At 68.4% G+C, this 15,921-nt stretch carries 17 protein-coding genes; 9 read left to right on the top strand and 8 right to left on the bottom strand.

Features of this window, described 5'->3' with window-relative positions; translation table 11 throughout:
- Positions 1-9 precede the first annotated feature (9 nt).
- Positions 10-1,440 (bottom strand): aldehyde dehydrogenase family protein, encoded by a 1,431-nt coding sequence (locus G531_RS0104855; protein ID WP_026926388.1) that lies wholly within the window; start codon positions 1,438-1,440, stop codon positions 10-12.
- On the bottom strand, positions 1,437-2,651 hold the full coding sequence (locus G531_RS20485; protein ID WP_051215051.1) for a CaiB/BaiF CoA transferase family protein: 1,215 nt from the start codon (positions 2,649-2,651) through the stop codon (positions 1,437-1,439). Before G531_RS20485 ends, G531_RS0104855 begins: the two co-directional genes overlap by 4 nt.
- Before the next feature lie 149 nt (positions 2,652-2,800).
- Here G531_RS20485 and G531_RS0104845 point away from each other — a divergent pair, with 149 nt between their 5' ends.
- The 7 genes from G531_RS0104845 to G531_RS0104815 all read left to right on the top strand — a co-directional run bounded on the left by G531_RS0104845 (position 2,801) and on the right by G531_RS0104815 (position 9,004).
- Entirely contained in the window at positions 2,801-3,658 is an 858-nt protein-coding gene (locus tag G531_RS0104845; protein ID WP_026926387.1) for a fumarylacetoacetate hydrolase family protein, read from the top strand.
- Positions 3,655-4,266 (top strand): amino acid synthesis family protein, encoded by a 612-nt coding sequence (locus tag G531_RS0104840; RefSeq protein WP_051215050.1) that lies wholly within the window; start codon positions 3,655-3,657, stop codon positions 4,264-4,266. Before G531_RS0104845 ends, G531_RS0104840 begins: the two co-directional genes overlap by 4 nt.
- A gap of 46 nt (positions 4,267-4,312) precedes the next feature.
- On the top strand, positions 4,313-4,843 hold the full coding sequence (locus G531_RS0104835; RefSeq protein ID WP_026926385.1) for a VOC family protein: 531 nt from the start codon (positions 4,313-4,315) through the stop codon (positions 4,841-4,843).
- Positions 4,840-6,462: a bifunctional 3-(3-hydroxy-phenyl)propionate/3-hydroxycinnamic acid hydroxylase gene (locus G531_RS0104830; protein ID WP_026926384.1), complete on the top strand. Its 1,623-nt coding sequence runs from the start codon at positions 4,840-4,842 to the stop codon at positions 6,460-6,462. The genes G531_RS0104835 and G531_RS0104830 overlap by 4 nt, the downstream gene beginning before the upstream one ends.
- A gap of 109 nt (positions 6,463-6,571) precedes the next feature.
- Entirely contained in the window at positions 6,572-7,081 is a 510-nt protein-coding gene (locus G531_RS0104825) for a cupin domain-containing protein (RefSeq protein ID WP_026926383.1), read from the top strand.
- Positions 7,082-7,127: 46 nt separating this feature from the next.
- Positions 7,128-8,243 carry an alcohol dehydrogenase catalytic domain-containing protein gene (locus G531_RS0104820; protein WP_026926382.1) on the top strand — a complete coding sequence of 372 codons (1,116 nt, stop codon included), beginning with the start codon at positions 7,128-7,130 and terminating at the stop codon, positions 8,241-8,243.
- 65 nt (positions 8,244-8,308) lie between these two features.
- Positions 8,309-9,004: a GntR family transcriptional regulator gene (locus tag G531_RS0104815; protein WP_035757452.1), complete on the top strand. Its 696-nt coding sequence runs from the start codon at positions 8,309-8,311 to the stop codon at positions 9,002-9,004.
- A 15-nt stretch (positions 9,005-9,019) separates the two neighbouring features.
- On the opposite strand, the gene G531_RS0104810 is transcribed toward G531_RS0104815, so the two are convergent.
- The gene (locus G531_RS0104810) at positions 9,020-9,592 is read right to left on the bottom strand and encodes a YdeI/OmpD-associated family protein (protein ID WP_026926380.1); all 573 of its coding nucleotides are present in this window, start codon (positions 9,590-9,592) and stop codon (positions 9,020-9,022) included.
- A 150-nt stretch (positions 9,593-9,742) separates the two neighbouring features.
- On the opposite strand from G531_RS0104810, the gene G531_RS0104805 reads away from it, so the two are divergent.
- Positions 9,743-10,426 carry a Crp/Fnr family transcriptional regulator gene (locus tag G531_RS0104805; RefSeq protein WP_081683823.1) on the top strand — a complete coding sequence of 228 codons (684 nt, stop codon included), beginning with the start codon at positions 9,743-9,745 and terminating at the stop codon, positions 10,424-10,426.
- On the opposite strand, the gene G531_RS20480 is transcribed toward G531_RS0104805, so the two are convergent.
- Positions 10,366-12,321 carry a heavy metal translocating P-type ATPase gene (locus G531_RS20480; RefSeq protein ID WP_035757450.1) on the bottom strand — a complete coding sequence of 652 codons (1,956 nt, stop codon included), beginning with the start codon at positions 12,319-12,321 and terminating at the stop codon, positions 10,366-10,368. The genes G531_RS0104805 and G531_RS20480 overlap by 61 nt on opposite strands.
- A gap of 53 nt (positions 12,322-12,374) precedes the next feature.
- The gene (locus tag G531_RS0104795) at positions 12,375-12,611 is read right to left on the bottom strand and encodes a heavy-metal-associated domain-containing protein (protein WP_026926378.1); all 237 of its coding nucleotides are present in this window, start codon (positions 12,609-12,611) and stop codon (positions 12,375-12,377) included.
- Positions 12,612-12,769: 158 nt separating this feature from the next.
- Here G531_RS0104795 and G531_RS0104790 point away from each other — a divergent pair, with 158 nt between their 5' ends.
- Positions 12,770-13,252 carry a hypothetical protein gene (locus G531_RS0104790; protein ID WP_026926377.1) on the top strand — a complete coding sequence of 161 codons (483 nt, stop codon included), beginning with the start codon at positions 12,770-12,772 and terminating at the stop codon, positions 13,250-13,252.
- Positions 13,253-13,340: 88 nt separating this feature from the next.
- On the opposite strand, the gene G531_RS0104785 is transcribed toward G531_RS0104790, so the two are convergent.
- From G531_RS0104785 to G531_RS0104775, 3 genes are all read right to left on the bottom strand, one after another.
- Positions 13,341-14,618 carry an aspartate kinase gene (locus G531_RS0104785; protein WP_026926376.1) on the bottom strand — a complete coding sequence of 426 codons (1,278 nt, stop codon included), beginning with the start codon at positions 14,616-14,618 and terminating at the stop codon, positions 13,341-13,343.
- Positions 14,619-14,757: 139 nt separating this feature from the next.
- Positions 14,758-15,120, bottom strand: a complete 363-nt coding sequence (locus G531_RS0104780) for a VOC family protein (protein ID WP_026926375.1) — start codon at positions 15,118-15,120, stop codon at positions 14,758-14,760.
- A 51-nt stretch (positions 15,121-15,171) separates the two neighbouring features.
- Positions 15,172-15,921, bottom strand: a complete 750-nt coding sequence (locus G531_RS0104775; protein WP_026926374.1) for a hypothetical protein — start codon at positions 15,919-15,921, stop codon at positions 15,172-15,174.

The following is a 15,921-nucleotide window of genomic DNA, read 5'->3' as shown; positions in this document are numbered from 1 at the left end:
GGGCGCCGGTCAGGGGTGCACATAGGCGGTCTTGGTCGTGGTGTAGAAGTCCCGAGCATGGGTCCCCTGCTCCTTCGGGCCGTACGACGAGGCCCCCCGTCCACCGAACGGGACGTGGTAGTCCACGCCCGCCGTCGGCAGATTCACCATGACCATGCCCGCGGTGGACTCACGGCGGAACTTCATCGAACTCGCCAGCGAACTGGTGTAGATACCCGAGGTGAGGCCGAACTCGGTGTCGTTGGCGACCTCGAGAGCGTGGTCGAGGTCCCGCACCCGGATCACCGACGCCACCGGACCGAACACCTCCTCCCGGTTCACCGTGTCGGTGGCCTGCGTGTCGGTGAGCAGTGCCGGGGTCAGGAAGTGCCCCCGCGTGGGGCGCTCGACCAGCTCTCCGCCATGCCGAGTGGCGCCCTCCCCGACCGCGATGTCGAGGTAGCGCAGGTCCTGGGCCAGCTGCGACTCATCCACCACCGGCCCCATCCGCGTGGCCGGGTCGAGGGCGTGCCCCACAGTAAGGTCCGCCATGGCTGCGGCCAGGCGATCCACGAAGGCATCGTGGATGCCGTTGCTGACGATCAGCCGTGACGAGGCGGTACACCGCTGCCCGGTGGAGCCGAAGGAACCGTCCATGGCTCCGGCCACCGCTGCCGAGAGGTCCGCGTCGTCCAGGATGACCAGCGGGTTCTTGCCGCCCATCTCCAACTGGACGCGGGCGCCGTGCGCCTGGGCCGACTTCAGCACGCGCTGACCGGTGGCTTCGGAGCCGGTGAAGGAGACCCCCTTGACGCGCCGATCCCCGGTCAGGGTGTCGCCGATGTCCCGCCCTCTGCCCATCACCAGATTCAGGACTCCGTGGGGCAGACCCGCGCGGTTGAGGATGTCCACCAGGTGCCACGCGGACGCCGGCACCAGATCCGCAGGTTTGAACACGACCGTGTTTCCGTTTGCCAGTGCGGGGCCGATCTTCCATGCCGGAATGGCCAGGGGAAAGTTCCACGGGGTGATGATCGAGATGATGCCGAGCGGCTCACGGCTGACGGTGACCTCGACGCCGGGGCGTACCGACGGCTGAAACTCGCCCGGATTGCGAACCGCCTCCCCCGCGTGGAACTTCAGAATCTGGGCGGCGCGCCGGGCCTCGGCGATCCCCTCGGCCCGGGTCTTGCCCTCCTCGCGGGCCAGCAGTTCACCGAGTTCCTCGGCCCGCGCCAGCATCTCCGCGGCTGCGGCGTCGATGATCTCGGCGCGGTCGCCGCACGCGCGGGCGGCCCAGCCCGGCTGGGCCGCCGCTGCGGCCGCGATCGCCTCTTCTGCCTGGGCAGTATCGGCCATGGCGAACTCACCGATGACATCGGTCAGATCCGAGGGGTTGATGTTCACGCTGACGGCGTGGCCCTCGCGCCACGTCCCGTCGATGTAGTTGAGATGCTTCATTGACGTTCCTTATCTCCGAGAATTGCGTCGAGTTGGGACAGTGGTGCGTTGGATCCCAGCCACTCCCGCACCTGGGAGTCGTCCTGACCCAGCGTCGGGGGTGGGCTGGGCGGTCGGACGGGGCTTCGGGAGTACCGGATCGGGTGCCGAACCTGGGGCGCATGCGGGCCCGGCAGGGCGACCACCGGGTCGAGCCCAAGATTCTCGGCCCGCGCGAAGCCCGACGCAATCGTCCCGACCTGACCACTGGGTACGCCGATAGCGTTCAACTCCCGTTCCCAGTCGGCGGCATCGCGTCCGGCAAGCCGGCTCTCCAGCAGTTCCACCAGGGCAGCGCGATGCTCCACCCGTGCCTTGTTGGAGCAGAACCGTGGATCGCGCGCCGCATCCGGGATCCCCAGCGCCTCGGTGAGCTTGCGGAACTGGCCGTTGTTGCCGCACGCCACCGCGAGCAGGTCACTGCGGCACCGCAGGGTCTCGTACGGCGCGATCGAGGGATGCCGGTTCCCCATCCGGGTCGGGGCGGTGCCGGTGGCGAGGTAGCTGCTGGCCTGATTGGCGAGCGACCCCAGGAGGCTGGAGAGCAGGTTGACCTCGACATGCTGGCCCAGCCCATCACGGTCGCGGGCGTACAACGCGGACAGCACCCCGATGGCGGCATCCTTGGCGGTGAGCACGTCGACCAACGCCACTCCCGCTTTGGTCGGCTCACCCTCGGGATCGCCGGTGATGCTCATCAGGCCCCCCATGGCCTGGACGACGAAGTCGTAGCCCGGCAGGTCTGCGCCGCCGGTGCTCCCGAACCCGGTCACCGAGGCGTAGACAATGCGGGGATTGGTGGCCGCCACCGCTGCGTAATCCAGGCCGAAGCGGTCGAGCACGCCGGTTCGGAAGTTCTCCACGAGGACGTCCGCCCGAGCGGCCAACTGCTGGGCCAGCGACCGGTCCGTGGGATCGGTGAGGTCCAGGGCGAGGCTCAGTTTGGAGCGGTTGGCAGCGGTGAAGTAGGCGCTGGTGTTGTGCGCCCAGGGTGGCCCCCAGTGCCGCGTCTCATCGCCGTACTCGGAGCGCTCCACCTTGACCACGGTCGCGCCCAGGTCGGCCAACCACATACTGGTCAAAGGGCCGGCCAGCACCCGGCTGAAGTCCGCGACCAGGATCCCGGACAGCGGCCCGTTCCTCGCCTCGTCACCTGTGGTGTCGATCTTCATGTCCCTACCTTCATCAAACGCGGAGTGCCCGGTACGGAGTTGCCCCGTTCGGACTACAACGAACTTTTTTGTGCATGGATCTTTATTTTACGCACATTTTTGGCTAGCGTAAGCAGGGCAAGCACACAGCCGTGAAACCAAGGAGTGCCATGAAGCTCGCGTCCTACCGCCACCAGAACCGTGATCGATTCGGAGCCGTCGACGGCGACTCCGTCGTCGACCTCACCGAAGCCAGTGGCCACGCCACCCTCGCCTCCTTTGTCGGAAGCCCGGAGTACGCCGATCGTGACGCCCTCGTCGCTCGGGGCACCCGGACGCCGCTGAGCGAGGTGACCCTGCTCCCGGTGATCCCGCAGCCGGAGAAGATCGTCTGCTCGGTCCGCAACTACATGGACCACCACCAGGAGGCACTCGCTGCCGGCCTGAAGCGTGAACTCTCCGACTTCCCGCCCATCTTCATCCGGGTCTGGCGTTCGCAGGTCGCCCACGAGGCCCCCATCGTGCGCCCGCACGTGTCCGACAGCCTCGACTGGGAAGGCGAGCTGGCCGTGATCATCGGCAAGGGCGGTCGGGACATCCCGGTGGAGAGCGCCTGGGAGCACGTCGCCGGCTACAGCTGCTACAACGATGGTTCGGTGCGCGACTTCCAGTTCCATGCCAAGCAGATCGCCGCCGGCAAGAACTTCGAATCCACCGGAGGGTTCGGCCCCTGGATGGTCACCAGCGACGAGATCGAGCCCGGCCGGCAACTCAAGATCGAGACCCGACTGAACGACGAAGTGGTCCAGTCCGGGAACACCGGCATGATGATCTTCGACATCCCGCAGCTGATCAACTACGCGTCGACGATCTTCACCCTGACCGCGGGCGACGTCATCGTCACCGGCACCCCCGCCGGGGTCGGCTTCAGCCGGAAGCCGCCGCGCTTCATGGTGCCGGGCGACACCGTCGAGGTCGAGATCGAGGGCATCGGCATCCTGCGCAACCCGGTGGTTCAGCAGGCATGAGCGCACAGACGAACACCGAAGCCGACACCGACCTGGTCCGGGTGCGCCGACGCGGCCTGACCGTCGAGACGATCTTCCACGAGTTCGGCCCGGCACCTGAGGTGCCTGTCCGCCTCGCCTGCGCGACCGCAGTGGTCGCCAACCCGTACGCCGGCCGCTACGTCGCCGACCTCTCGGACTTCATGACGGCACTGCGGCCCCTCGGAACCGCGTTGGCCGAGGAACTGGTCGAGGCCCTGGGTGGCATCGATCGGGTGGAATCCTATGGCAAGGCCGCCATCGTCGGGGTGAACGGAGAACTGGAGCACGGAGCGGTCTGGCACGAGGCCGGCGGCTGGGCCATGCGCAGTGCGCTCGGTGAGCCGAAGGCGATCGTCCCCTCGGCCAAGGCGGTCGCGGCCACCGGGTACCGGCTGATGGTGCCGCTTCATCACGTGCACGCCGCCTATGTACGCAGCCACTACTCGGTCATGGAAATGGGCGTCCAGGACGGCCCCCGCCCCGACGAAATCGTCTTCGGCCTGGTGATGTCCGACGGCGGCCGGATCCACGCCCGTCTGGGCGGTCTGGCCAAAGAGGACGTCTCGGTCCACGACGGGCAGCGCTGACGCCGCCACCATCCCTGGAGGAAACCTTATGCCGGTTCACAATGCTGTGAACGCACCAGTCCTGTCCCACTTCGGAGTTTTCTGTCGCGATCTCGACACCATGGTCGAGTTCTACCGCAGCACCTTCGATCTGGTCCTCACCGACCGCGGGGAGGGGCACACCATGCCCTTCACCCTCGCCTTCCTGAGCGCCGACCCGGCTCAGCACCACCAACTCGTCCTGGCATCCGGCCGCGGGGCGGACTCTCCCAGTACCGTGATGCAGATTTCGTTCAAGGTGCAGTCCCTTGACGCGCTGCGGAACAGCTGGCAGCGCGCGGAGACCGCCGGGGCCACCAAGCTCCGCGGCCTCAACCACGGCAACGCCCTGTCGATCTACTTCCTCGACCTGGAGGAGAACACCGTCGAGGTGTACCTCGACACCCCGTGGTACGTCGCCCAGCCGCACGGCGATCCCCTCGACCTGAGCCGACCCGACGCGGAGATCTGGGCCGAGACCGAGCGGATGTGCCGCCAGGACCCCACCTTCCTGCCGGTGGAGGAATGGCAGCGCAAGTTCCGGGAGGGCGGAGCATGACCGCCCCACAGACGTCCGACACCGACGTCATCATCGTCGGGATGGGCCCGGTGGGCATCACGCTGGCCGGGCTCCTCGCCAAGAGAAACATCCGGGTGGCGATCTTCGACAAGCTACCCGGTCTCTACCCGCTGCCTCGGGCCGCCGGGATGGATCACGAAGTCATGCGCATCGCCCAGGAACTGGGCCTGTCCGAAGAGCTCTCCCAGTACGTCGCCCCCTACCGCCCCAGCCAGTACCGCGGCGCCCGCGGCCAGGTGATCAAGCGGTTGGACTCACCGCCACCGCCCTATCGGCTGGGCTGGGATCCCATGCTGGTCTTCGATCAGCCGGCGTTCGAGGGAGTCGTCCGCGACCATGTCAGCCGGATGCCGACGGTGTCGGCGTCGGTGAACACCGATGTGGTCGCCTTCGGCCAGGACTCCGATGGCGTGTGGGCCGATCTCACGCGCAGCGGTGGCCCGGCCGAGCGCGTCCGGGGCCGCTATCTGGTCGCGTGCGACGGTGGCGGCAGCCCGGTCCGGCGCCGCTTGGGCATCTCGATGACCGATCTGGGCTTCCACGAGAACTGGCTGGTGGTGGATGCCATCGTCGAGGATGACGCCACCCTGGCGCGGCTGCCCGAGACGCAGGTCCAGTACTGCGAGCCCACGCGACCGGCGACCTTCATCAATCTCGTGGGGCGTCGACGGCGTTGGGAGATTGCCCTGGACCCGGGCGAACTTCCCGTGGGCCCGGTCGCCACCGAGGACGTCTGGGCCTGGCTCGAGCGATGGATCGCGCCGGGTGAGGCCCGGATCGAGCGGGCGGCGGCGTACATGTTCCACGGCCTGGTGGCCGACCGCTGGAGACAGGGGCGGATTCTGCTGGCCGGGGACGCGGCGCATATGACGCCGCCGTTCATGGCCCAGGGGATGGCGCAGGGAATGCGGGACGCGCAGAATCTCGCGTGGAAGCTCGAGGCGGTGCTCGACGGCTCGTCTCCCGACGACCTGCTGGACAGCTACCAGGTGGAGCGTCGTCCGCATGTCATCGAGACCACGCAGCACACCATCGCCCTGGGGCGGATGATCTGCGAACGCGACGAAGCTGCCGCCGCCGCCCGGGACGCGCAACTGGTCGGCACCGACGGGGCCGAGGTCCCGGTGACCTTCCGCTCGGTGTTCCTTCCCCCGCTCACCGAGGGGCTGATCGCCGAGACACCCGGCGCCGGGGAGATCATGCCGCAACCGTTCGTGTACGCGGACGGAGAAGTTCGCCTGCTCGACGACATCATCGGGTCGGGCTTCCTGGTGGTCGTCTCACCGGCGGTTGATTCCGCCGACCTGGCGCGGCTGAAGCAGCCGACCGAGGATCTGCGGGGACGGTTGCTCAGGATCCACCCGCCCGCAGACCACGGCGCGGTGACCGACTCGACGGCAGTTGTCGAGCGGGACGGGCTGATGACGGCCTGGCTGGAGAGCCTCGGCGCCACCATCGTCATCGCGCGACCCGACCACTACGTCTATGCGACCACGTCTTCACCAGAGGAAGCAGTGACGCTCCTGCGCCGACTGTACGCCGCACTTCGGACGCCGGCGGCCGACTGCCGTTCGGACCGGAGCCCGCACAAGAACTGACCGGCGTTGCCCTGGGGTGCCTTTGTCTCGAAGGCGCCCCCGGGCACTCATTTCAAGCAGAAAAATCCAGACAGTGCACAAAGATGTGTACCAACCGAGAGGAACGACTATGGTTCGCCGAGTCGTCACAGCCGTGGAGCCGTCCGGGCGCTCCGTCATCCACCAGGATGCGGAACTCGACATCATCAACCGCGATCACACGCCGCAATTCCAGCATTCGGTGGTGTGGACCACCGGAACCGATGCCCTTGGCGGAGAGCCGCCGAGCAACTATGTGCCCGGTCCGGGAGGCACCGTGGCCATGATGGTCACCTTCCCACCCGACAGCGTCTTCGCCGATCCGAGCTTCGACGGTGCGGCGGCGGCCGCCGAGAACCTGGCGAAGACGCCCGGACTGGCCGATCTGTTCGAACCCGACAACCCGGGGATGCACACCACGCCCACCGTGGACTACGCCGTGGTGATCAGCGGCAGCGTCGTCCTCGAAGTCGACGAGGGCGCAGCCGTGCGCCTGGAGCCCGGCGATGTGGTCGTCCAGAACGGGACCCGCCACGCCTGGCGCGTCCCCTCGGACGAACCGGCGACCATCTTCGTCATCCTGATGGGCGCGGCCGGCTGAGCCGCCGCACACACATCCCCACACCTACCTTCAGAAAGACCGTGAAATGACTGACACGATGCTGGCAGCTCGGATGCACCACGTTGCCGAAGAGATGCGCCTGGAGCAGATTCCGGTGCCGAGCCTGGGGCCGGGCGAAGTCCGCGTACGCGTCCATGCCGTCAATATCGTTCCGAACCTGGCCAATATTCTGCGCATGTGGACCACCTGGTTCCCGCAGGATCCGCTGCCGACGCTCCCGGCCATCTTCGGCCTGGACCCCGCCGGCGAAATCGAAGCGATCGGGGAAGGGGTGCTGGGCTGGAACGTCGGCGACCGGGTCTACGTCAATCCCGGCCGCTACTGCCTGGCGTGTCGGGCCTGCCGCCAGGGGGACCTGATCAACTGCTCCAGCTATGCCTTTGCCGGATATTTCGGGTTCAGCCCGACCTCCGTCGAACTGCTGGACCGCTATCCCGGAGGGCTCGCGGAGCAGATGATTGCCCCCGCGTACAGTCTCGTTCTCCTGCCCGACAACCTCGACTACTACTCCGCCGCACGCATGGGCTACCTGGGCACCATGTATTCCGCGCTGAAGAAGGTGGGGGCCGGGCCGGGCAAGACGATCCTGGTCAATGGGATCAGCGGAACCCTCGGACTGGGAGCGGTGCTGCTGGCCCCGGCGCTGGGCCTGACCACGGTGTACGGGACGGCGCGGGACAAGAAGCTCCTGAAGACCGTGGCCGATCTGGCGCCCAACGTCGTTCAGGTGCACTCGTTGCTGGATGGACCGGTCGATGAGTGGATCCATCAGCAGACCGGAGGCCGGGGAGTCGACATCTACGTCGACGCGCTCGGCCCCGGCGCGGCACCCGAGACCTTCCAGCAAGGCATGCGCGCCCTGGCGCGGGGCGGTACGTGCGTGAATATCGGGGCGCTGATGGGAGATATCCCGGTGGATCTGCACAACCTGATGGATCAGCAGAAGACGATCCTGGGATCGGCGTGGTCCACGGCCGCCGAATGCCAGGAGATGGCCGACATGGTCGCCGCGGGCGTCCTGGACCTGAGCCCGCTCGAGCATTCGGTCCGCCCCCTGACCGAGGTAAACGAGGCGATCAGCGACATCAGTTCGCGCAACGGCGGCTTCACGAACTTCATCGTGTCGCCGAGCGCACGCTGACCAACCGGAGGCGGGCTTGTCGTGGCAGTTCGATGGATCTCTGATTTGTGCATAGAATCAGCTTCATGAGCACGGTCACGCAAGCACCGCCCCTGGTAGATCAGGCAGTGGAGCGGCTGCGCCAGGATCTGCTGTCCGGGGTGCACCAGCCCGGAGGCAAGCTGAAGATTGATGCGCTCAGGGGCATGTACGGCTTCTCGAGCAGTCCTCTGCGCGAGGCGCTGAGCAGGTTGACGCAGGAAGGTCTGGTGGTCGCCGACCAGCGCAGAGGTTTTCGTGCCGCACCGCTGTCCGTCGACGATTTCGCCGACATCACCCGCCTTCGGCTGCTGCTCGATCTCGAAGCCCTGCAGGAATCCATGGAGCTCGGTGACGACGAGTGGGAGGCCCGCGCGGTCGCCGCGTTCTACCGCTTGCAGAAGATCGAGGAACGCTTCCCCAGTGGTCCGCTCGCGCTCAACGCCGAGTGGAGCGTCCAGCACAAGGAGTTCCACATGAGCCTGATTTCGGCGACGCGGTCGGTGCGGCTGATGGAACTGTGCTCGACGCTGTTCGATCAGGCCGAACGCTATCGGCGCTTCTCGGCGTCGCATCGCGCGACACCTCGGTTCAAGTCGGCCGAGCACGAGGCCATCCTGGACGCAACGATCCGGCGGGACACCGAAGCGGCGACCCTGCTGTTGTCGCGTCACATCACCCGCACCAAGGACGGCGTGGTGGAAGCGCTCTGCCGGATGGAAGCAGTCGACGCCGAGGCCTGATTGCCGGCCGAGGGCTCACTGCGCAGCCTGGAGCCGTTCGATCAGCGCCCTGATCCGACGTTCCCGGGTGGCCTCGCCGGCGGCGATGAGAATCGGATGCAAGGCGCTGTACCGGGCGCTGCGGCCGAGTGCGGCGAAGGCGGCTGCCGCGTCCGGGTGGGCCCGCAGGGCTGCCGCCAGTTCATCGGGGACTTCCGCCGTCGCCGGGCCGGCGTACGCCCGGTCCCAGCGGCCGTCGCGGCGGGCCCGTTCCACCTCTGCTGCCCCACGTTCCCGCAGCCGCCCCGCCGCGGTGAGCCGGCCGATCAGCTCGACATTGCGGCGCGACCACACCGACCGGGATCGGCGCGGGGTGAAGCGCTGCAGGAGGGTGGTCGCGTCGTACGATCGGCGCTGCCCGTCGATCCACCCGCTGCACAGCGCCTCCTCCACTGCCTCCGGATAGGTCAGCGAGGTAGGGACGGTGACGCCCTTCCGGGCGAGTCGCAACCACACGCCGTCGGAGGTCGCCTCGTGCTCGATCAGCCATTCCCGCCAGGCGTCCGGCCCGGCGAGAGTCATCGGTTCGGGTTCCTGCTGCTCGGTCATGCAACCAGTCTGCTCGGTGATCCGGACAGAATCTGTCCGCTGTCCCACCGGGTCCGGGACAGGTTGAAGCCGGCTCAAGCGCGCCGCACCTGCACACATCGCCACGACCCGGCCGGGATATCGTCGGGGGAAGCGTTGCAAAGGATGGTCATGCCTCAGTCCCAGGACCTGTGTGTCGCGCGGGTGCCGCTGTTCCAGGGGCTCTCCCCCGCCGAACAGGTTCAGGTGGCCGGATTGGCCCGGCCGGTTCAGGTGGTCCGGGACCAACAGGTATCCGGTCCCGGCACCGGGAACGCGCAGCTGATGGTGGTGCACACCGGCGCGATCAAGGTGGCCCGGATCGATGCCGAGGGCCGCGAGCAGATTCTTCGGGTGGTCCGGCCCGGCGATTTCCTGGGTGAGTCGGCCTTCCTGACCGGACGCCCGCCCGAACACTTCGCCACCAGCCTGGGGCCCGGCAGCATGTGTGTGTTCCGCCATCGGGACCTGGACCGGCTGATGCGCGAGTTTCCCTCGATCGGGTTCCGGATGCTGCGTACGGTCAGTGGCCGGCTCGCCGACACCGAACACCGGCTGGCCTCGGTGATCTCCGGCGACGTCAGCTCGCGGCTGGCCGCGTACCTGCTCTCGCTGCCGGCGATCACCGACGCGGATCGGATGGCGGTGAAGCTGCCACTGCCGAAGAAGGACATCGCGTCCCTGCTGGACACCACCCCGGAGTCCCTCAGCCGGCAGTTGCGCCGACTTCAGGACTCCGGGGTGATCATGGTGGATCAGGAGTTGATCAGGCTCCTGGATCCCGATGCGTTGACCGAGCTCGCCGCGACCGGCTGACTCCCCCGCCGGGTGCGTCGCCGCTCGCGGGGGCGGCGCAGCAGTCGCATTGCGTTCCCGATCACCACGAGCACCGACGCCTCGTGGACCAGCATGCCGATCGCCATCGTCACCCCACCGAAGAGCACCCCGGCCAGCAGGGCCGCCACGGTGACCAGCGCGACCGCGATGTTCTGCCGCATGTTGTGCACCGTACGCCGGGCCAGCGAGATCGCCTGCGGGAGCTTGCGCAGGTCGTCGGCCATCAGGGCGATATCGGCGGTCTCGATCGCGACCGCGGTTCCGGCCGCGCCCATCGCCACCCCGATATCGGCGGCCGCCAGGGCCGGGGCGTCGTTCACGCCGTCACCGACCATCGCGACCACGTGCCCCTCGGCCTGGAGTTCGCGGACCGCGTCCAGCTTGTCCTCCGGCAGCAGGCCGGCGCGGACCTCGTCCACTCCGACCGCGTCCCCGACCGCCCGGGCGACCGGTTCGATGTCGCCGGTCAGCATGACCACCCGGCGTACGCCGGCGGCATGCAGTCCTTCGACCATCTCGGCGGCATCGGCCCGGATCTGATCGGCGACCGCGACCACGCCGAGCAGCCGTCCGTCGCGGGCGACCGCCATCGGCGTCCGGCCCGCCGCGGCCAGTTCGGTGACCACGGCATCGAGGCGGTCGACCTCAGGCCCGGGGACCCCTTCGGCGGTGAGCAGGGCCCGGTTCCCGACCGCGATCCGTTGCCCGTCGACGACGGCCACGATGCCCTTGCCGGCCACCGGCTCGGTGTGCTCGGGCAGTCCGGGAACCGTCAGGCCGCGTTCGGCGGCGGCCTCCAGGATCGGGCGGGCCAGCGGGTGCTCGGAGCCGGCCTCCGCGCGGGCGGCCAGCGCCAGCACGTCGTCGGCCGACAGGTCCGGGTCGAGCGGGATCACGTCGGTGGTCCGTGGGCGGCCCTCGGTGATCGTGCCGGTCTTGTCGACGGCGACCACGTCGATCCGGGCCGCGGTCTCCAGGTACTCCCCGCCCTTGATCAGGATGCCGTCGCGGGCGCCGCGGCCGATTCCGGCGACGATCGCGACCGGGATCGAGATGACCAGCGCACCGGGGCAGCCGATCACCAGCAGCGTCAGCGCGAGCGTGACATCGCGGGTGATCAGGCCGACCACGACGGCCAGCACCATGATCGCCGGGGTGTACCAGGTGGAGAACCGTTCCATGAAGGTCTGGGTCTTCGCCTTGGCGTCCTGGGCCTCCTCGACCCGGTGAATGATCCGGGCCAGGGTGGTGTCGGCCCCGACGCCGGTGGCGCGGACCTGCAGCAGCCCGCCGGTGGCGACGGTGCCGGCGTACACGGGATCGTCGGTGGTCTTCTCCACCGGGATCGATTCCCCGGTGATGGACGCCTCGTCCACCGCCCCGGCGCCCCCGATCACGACGCCATCGACCGGTACGCGGGCCCCGTTCTTCACCAGGACCGTCTCCCCCGGGGCCACCGCACCGGCGGCGACCTCGACCTGTTCCCCGTCCCGCAGCACGATCGCGGTATCGGGGGCGACAGCGACCAGTTCGGCGAGCGCGGAGCGGGTCTTGTTGAGGGTGGCCGTTTCCAGCGCATGGCCGATTGCGAACAGGAAGGTGACCGCGGCCGCCTCCCAGTAGTTGCCGATGATGATGGCGCCGATCGCGGCGATCGAGACCAACAGGTCGATCCCGATCACCCGATTCAGCAGCGCCCGCACCGCCTTGATCAGTACCGGCGTACCGGCCACGACGGCCGCCGCGATCATCGTCAGGTCGCCCCACCCGGGCAGGTTCAGGGCCCGGGTCAGGAGGAGGGAGACGACGATCAATCCGCCGGCCAGGCCGGGCACGGTCCAGCGACCGTGCCACACAGCCTTGACCCTGTTCATGATGTCCTTCTTTCTGGTTCTTCGAATGTCTTGCGGGTTGGGTCGAATGTGCGTCAGAACGCGGACGGACGGGCGGTGTAGCCCGCCTTGGCGACCGCGGCCACCAGGTCCTCGACCGAGGCGACGGCCGGATCGTGGGTGACCTCGATCCGGGCGGAGGCGAAGTGCACCTTCACCGAGTCCACCCCGGCCAGGCGGCCGACCTGCTTCTCGATCTTGGCGACACAGGAGGGGCAGGAGAATCCCTCCGCCCGCAGGATCGTGGTGGTGAGGGTGGTCGGGGCAGTCATGGTTTCGTTCCTTTCGTGTCGCTGCACCGGATTGGTGAAGCGTTGCTATGAAGGTACGAAAATGGCGCCCGGTACGCCTTGACGCAGATCAAGCCGGAACCGGGCGGGGCTGACACGCCGCCCGACTAGGCTGACCGCAACCCACGAGCGGAGGCAACATGTCCTGGAGCACACTCGGCGTGATCAGCGCGGTCTTCAGCGTCGTCATCCTGATCGGCCTGCTGGCCGGCGGTGTGTTGGTGGGAATCCGGGCGACCGGGCGACGGCGGGTGTACGCCGTGGCGGGGATCGCTGCCCTGGTGCTGCGCATGATGATCGGATTCGTGCTGAGCCTGAGCGGCACCGGCCTCTCCCAGGACACCTACTTCACCCTGTTCACGCTTCGCTCGGTGTTCGACATGCTGCTGTTCCTCGGCGGAATCGCGTTGCTGCTGATGGCCGTGTTGACGCCGGCGGAGGCCGACCGGGCCGTACTGTCGACGCCTGCCGCCGGAGTGCAGTTCGGGGACGGCGGGCCCGCGTACTGGACCCAGGCGCCGGGTCATTCCGCGCCGGGCGGGTACCCGGCCGTACCGCAGGGGGAGCCGTACGGTCAGGCCGCTGCCCCGGCGCAGGAGTGGGGCAGCTCGCCCCAGTACTGATCCGGGCTTACGCCCTGATCCGGGCATGCGCGAGGGGGATCTCCGAACCGGAGATCCCCCTCGTTGGTCGTCGGTTACCGCTCGGGGCTCAGCGGCCGGTCCCGGCGTACACCACGGCCTCGCCCTCGGCGTCCAGGCCGAACGCGGTGTGTGCGGCGCGGACGGCGGTGTCGACATCCTCGGCGGAGACCACGACCGAGATCCGGATCTCCGAGGTCGAGATCATGTGGATGTTCACGTTGGCCTCGGCCAGGGCCGAGAAGAACTTGGCGGTGACCCCCGGGTGCGACTTCATGCCGACCCCCACCACCGAGACCTTGCCGATCTGGTCGTCGAACAGCAGTTCGCTGTAGCCGATCTTGTCCTTCAGCGCGTCCAGGGTCTCCATCGCCCGGCGGCCGTCGCCCATGGGCAGGCTGAAGGAGATGTCGGTACGCGAGGTCTCGGTGACCGACTGGTTCTGCACGATCATGTCGATGTTGATGTCCGCCTGGGCGATCGCGCTGAAGATCCGCGCGGCCATGCCCACCTTGTCAGGGACCCCGACGATGGTGATCTTCGCCTCGTTGCGATCATGGGCCACCCCGGAGATGAGTGCCTGCTCCATGCTGGATTCCTTCCGATTGGTGAGGTTGATGTCGCGGACCCAGGTGCCGGGACGGGTGGAGAACGAGGATCGGACATGGACCGGGACGTTCTCGCGACGGGCGTACTCCACACAGCGCAGGTGCAGCACCTTCGCCCCGGAGGCGGCCATCTCCATCATTTCCTCGTAGCTGATCTCGGGGACCTGACGGGCACTGGGCACGATGCGCGGGTCGGCAGTGAAGATGCCGTCCACGTCGGTGTAGATCTCGCAGTACTCCGCGCCGAGAGCGGCGGCCAGGGCCACCGCGGTGGTGTCGGAGGCGCCCCGGCCCAGCGTGGTGATGTCCTTGGTGTCCTGGGCGACGCCCTGGAAGCCGGCCACGATCACGACATGGCCCGCGGCCAGCGCGGACTCGATCCGGCCCGGGGTGATGTCAATGATGCGGGCGTCCCCGTGCTTGCCGGTGGTGATGACGCCGGCCTGCGACCCGGTGTAGGAGCGGGCCTCCGAGCCCAGATCGGACAGCGCCATCGCCAACAGCGCGGCGCTCTGCCGCTCCCCGGTGGTCAGCAGCATGTCCAACTCCCGCGGCGCCGGCAGCGGTGAGACCTGCAGTGCAAGGTCCATCAGCTCGTCGGTGGTGTCCCCCATCGCGGAGATGACGACAACGACGTCGTGGCCCTCCTGTTTGGTGGCCAGCACCCGCCTGGCGACACGCTTGATGCTCTCGGCATCGGCCACTGACGAGCCACCGAACTTCTGAACTACCCGGGTCACGTGGTCCCCTTCCGGCTGCGGAAACTTCGCCAGTCACTCTAGTCTGCCGCGCTGGCACAATGCTCGTCCGCACTGGGGCAAGACATCGCGACCGGCCGGACCGGCACGAGCCCACTCGACCGGCCGGACCGCCGCGGGCCTACGCGTCCGGGTCGTGGTGCTGGGCGATGTTGAGCACGATCCCACCCGGTGCCCGGACGAAGAATCGGCGGATCCCCCACGCTTCGGTGGTCAGCGGGTGGACGATCTCGTAACCGCGGCGCTGGGCGATCGCCCAGGCCTCCTCGACGTCATCGACCTTGATCGTGAGCAGCGGATTCTCCGGGCCCGTCGCATCCCGCCGGAGCAACTGGATGTGCTCGCCGGTGGCCGGGGCGACGACGCGTGTCACCCAGTCCAGGCCCATGTCCTCCAGTTCCAGCCCCAGGAACTCGGTGTAGAAGGCGGTGGCCTCGGCCAGGTCGGGCACCGTCAGGTCGGCAGTCACGCGGACAACTCGCATCGTTGGCTCCTGTTCTCCTCGGTCGACAGTTCAGCACCACTGCACGCAGGTTCAGCGACGGCCCAGGTGCCGCGCGAAGAACCGGGCAGCGTCCGCCCCGGCGAAGGCCGGGACACCGGTGTGGCCGCCCATGTTGGCGTACAGCGTCTTCTCCGGCGAACCGAACGCATCGAACAGCTCGAGCGCCCGTCCCCGGTCGTTTCCTTCATCGTCCCACTGCAGCAGCACGTGCAGCGGAATCCTCACCCGGCGGGCCTCGGCCAGGGTCGTCCGGGGCACGAAGCTGCCGGCGAACAGACCCGCCGCCGCGATCCGCGAATCGACCAGCGCCAGGCGTACGCCCATGGCGATCACACCACCGGACACCCCGACCCGCCCGCCGATCTCGGGGAGGCCGAGCACCGCGTCGAGGGTCCGTTGCCATTCCGGCACACCGGCCTCGACCAGTGGGAGGATCAGCCGATCGATCACCTCTTCGGTCGGCTGCTCACCCGCCGCCAGTGCCTGACGCAGCTCCGCGCGGACCGCGTCCGCTCCCGGCAACGGGGGCCGCTGGCCCGCGCCGGGCAGCTCGAGGGTGACCGTGGCGATACCGTCGGCAGCCGCGCTGCGGGCCCGGGCGGCCAGCGCGGGATACATCCGGCGCAGCCCGATCCCGCCCGGTTGGCCCAGCAGGATGAGCGGCACCGGTGCGCTCGCTGACGCCCGGGCCGGCGTCCACAGGATGCCGGGGACCGCGTCGAGGGTGAACTCGCGTTCGGTGATGCCGCCGGCGAGTGGCCGCGCAGCGCTGAGGTCCAT

Origin of the sequence: Granulicoccus phenolivorans DSM 17626 = NBRC 107789 = JCM 15570 (assembly GCF_000423085.1) — a bacterium.
In the GTDB taxonomy this organism is placed as follows: domain Bacteria; phylum Actinomycetota; class Actinomycetes; order Propionibacteriales; family Propionibacteriaceae; genus Granulicoccus; species Granulicoccus phenolivorans.
The sequence above is the reverse complement of the archived record's forward strand: the minus strand, read 5'-3'. Positions and strand labels throughout refer to the sequence as shown.

What these genes read in the sequence shown, in the direction of transcription:
- G531_RS0104855 (WP_026926388.1), bottom strand. Translation starts at nt 1,440, where the DNA reads ATGAAGCATCTCAACTACATCGACGGGACGTGGCGCGAGGGCCACGCC.
- G531_RS20485 (WP_051215051.1), bottom strand. Translation starts at nt 2,651, where the DNA reads ATGAAGATCGACACCACAGGTGACGAGGCGAGGAACGGGCCGCTGTCC.
- G531_RS0104845 (WP_026926387.1), top strand. Translation starts at nt 2,801, where the DNA reads ATGAAGCTCGCGTCCTACCGCCACCAGAACCGTGATCGATTCGGAGCC.
- G531_RS0104840 (WP_051215050.1), top strand. Translation starts at nt 3,655, where the DNA reads ATGAGCGCACAGACGAACACCGAAGCCGACACCGACCTGGTCCGGGTG.
- G531_RS0104830 (WP_026926384.1), top strand. Translation starts at nt 4,840, where the DNA reads ATGACCGCCCCACAGACGTCCGACACCGACGTCATCATCGTCGGGATG.
- G531_RS0104825 (WP_026926383.1), top strand. Translation starts at nt 6,572, where the DNA reads ATGGTTCGCCGAGTCGTCACAGCCGTGGAGCCGTCCGGGCGCTCCGTC.
- G531_RS0104820 (WP_026926382.1), top strand. Translation starts at nt 7,128, where the DNA reads ATGACTGACACGATGCTGGCAGCTCGGATGCACCACGTTGCCGAAGAG.
- G531_RS0104815 (WP_035757452.1), top strand. Translation starts at nt 8,309, where the DNA reads ATGAGCACGGTCACGCAAGCACCGCCCCTGGTAGATCAGGCAGTGGAG.
- G531_RS0104810 (WP_026926380.1), bottom strand. Translation starts at nt 9,592, where the DNA reads ATGACCGAGCAGCAGGAACCCGAACCGATGACTCTCGCCGGGCCGGAC.
- G531_RS0104805 (WP_081683823.1), top strand. Translation starts at nt 9,743, where the DNA reads ATGCCTCAGTCCCAGGACCTGTGTGTCGCGCGGGTGCCGCTGTTCCAG.
- G531_RS20480 (WP_035757450.1), bottom strand. Translation starts at nt 12,321, where the DNA reads ATGAACAGGGTCAAGGCTGTGTGGCACGGTCGCTGGACCGTGCCCGGC.
- G531_RS0104795 (WP_026926378.1), bottom strand. Translation starts at nt 12,611, where the DNA reads ATGACTGCCCCGACCACCCTCACCACCACGATCCTGCGGGCGGAGGGA.
- G531_RS0104790 (WP_026926377.1), top strand. Translation starts at nt 12,770, where the DNA reads ATGTCCTGGAGCACACTCGGCGTGATCAGCGCGGTCTTCAGCGTCGTC.
- G531_RS0104780 (WP_026926375.1), bottom strand. Translation starts at nt 15,120, where the DNA reads ATGCGAGTTGTCCGCGTGACTGCCGACCTGACGGTGCCCGACCTGGCC.
- G531_RS0104775 (WP_026926374.1), bottom strand. Translation starts at nt 15,921, where the DNA reads ATGGACCTCAGCGCTGCGCGGCCACTCGCCGGCGGCATCACCGAACGC.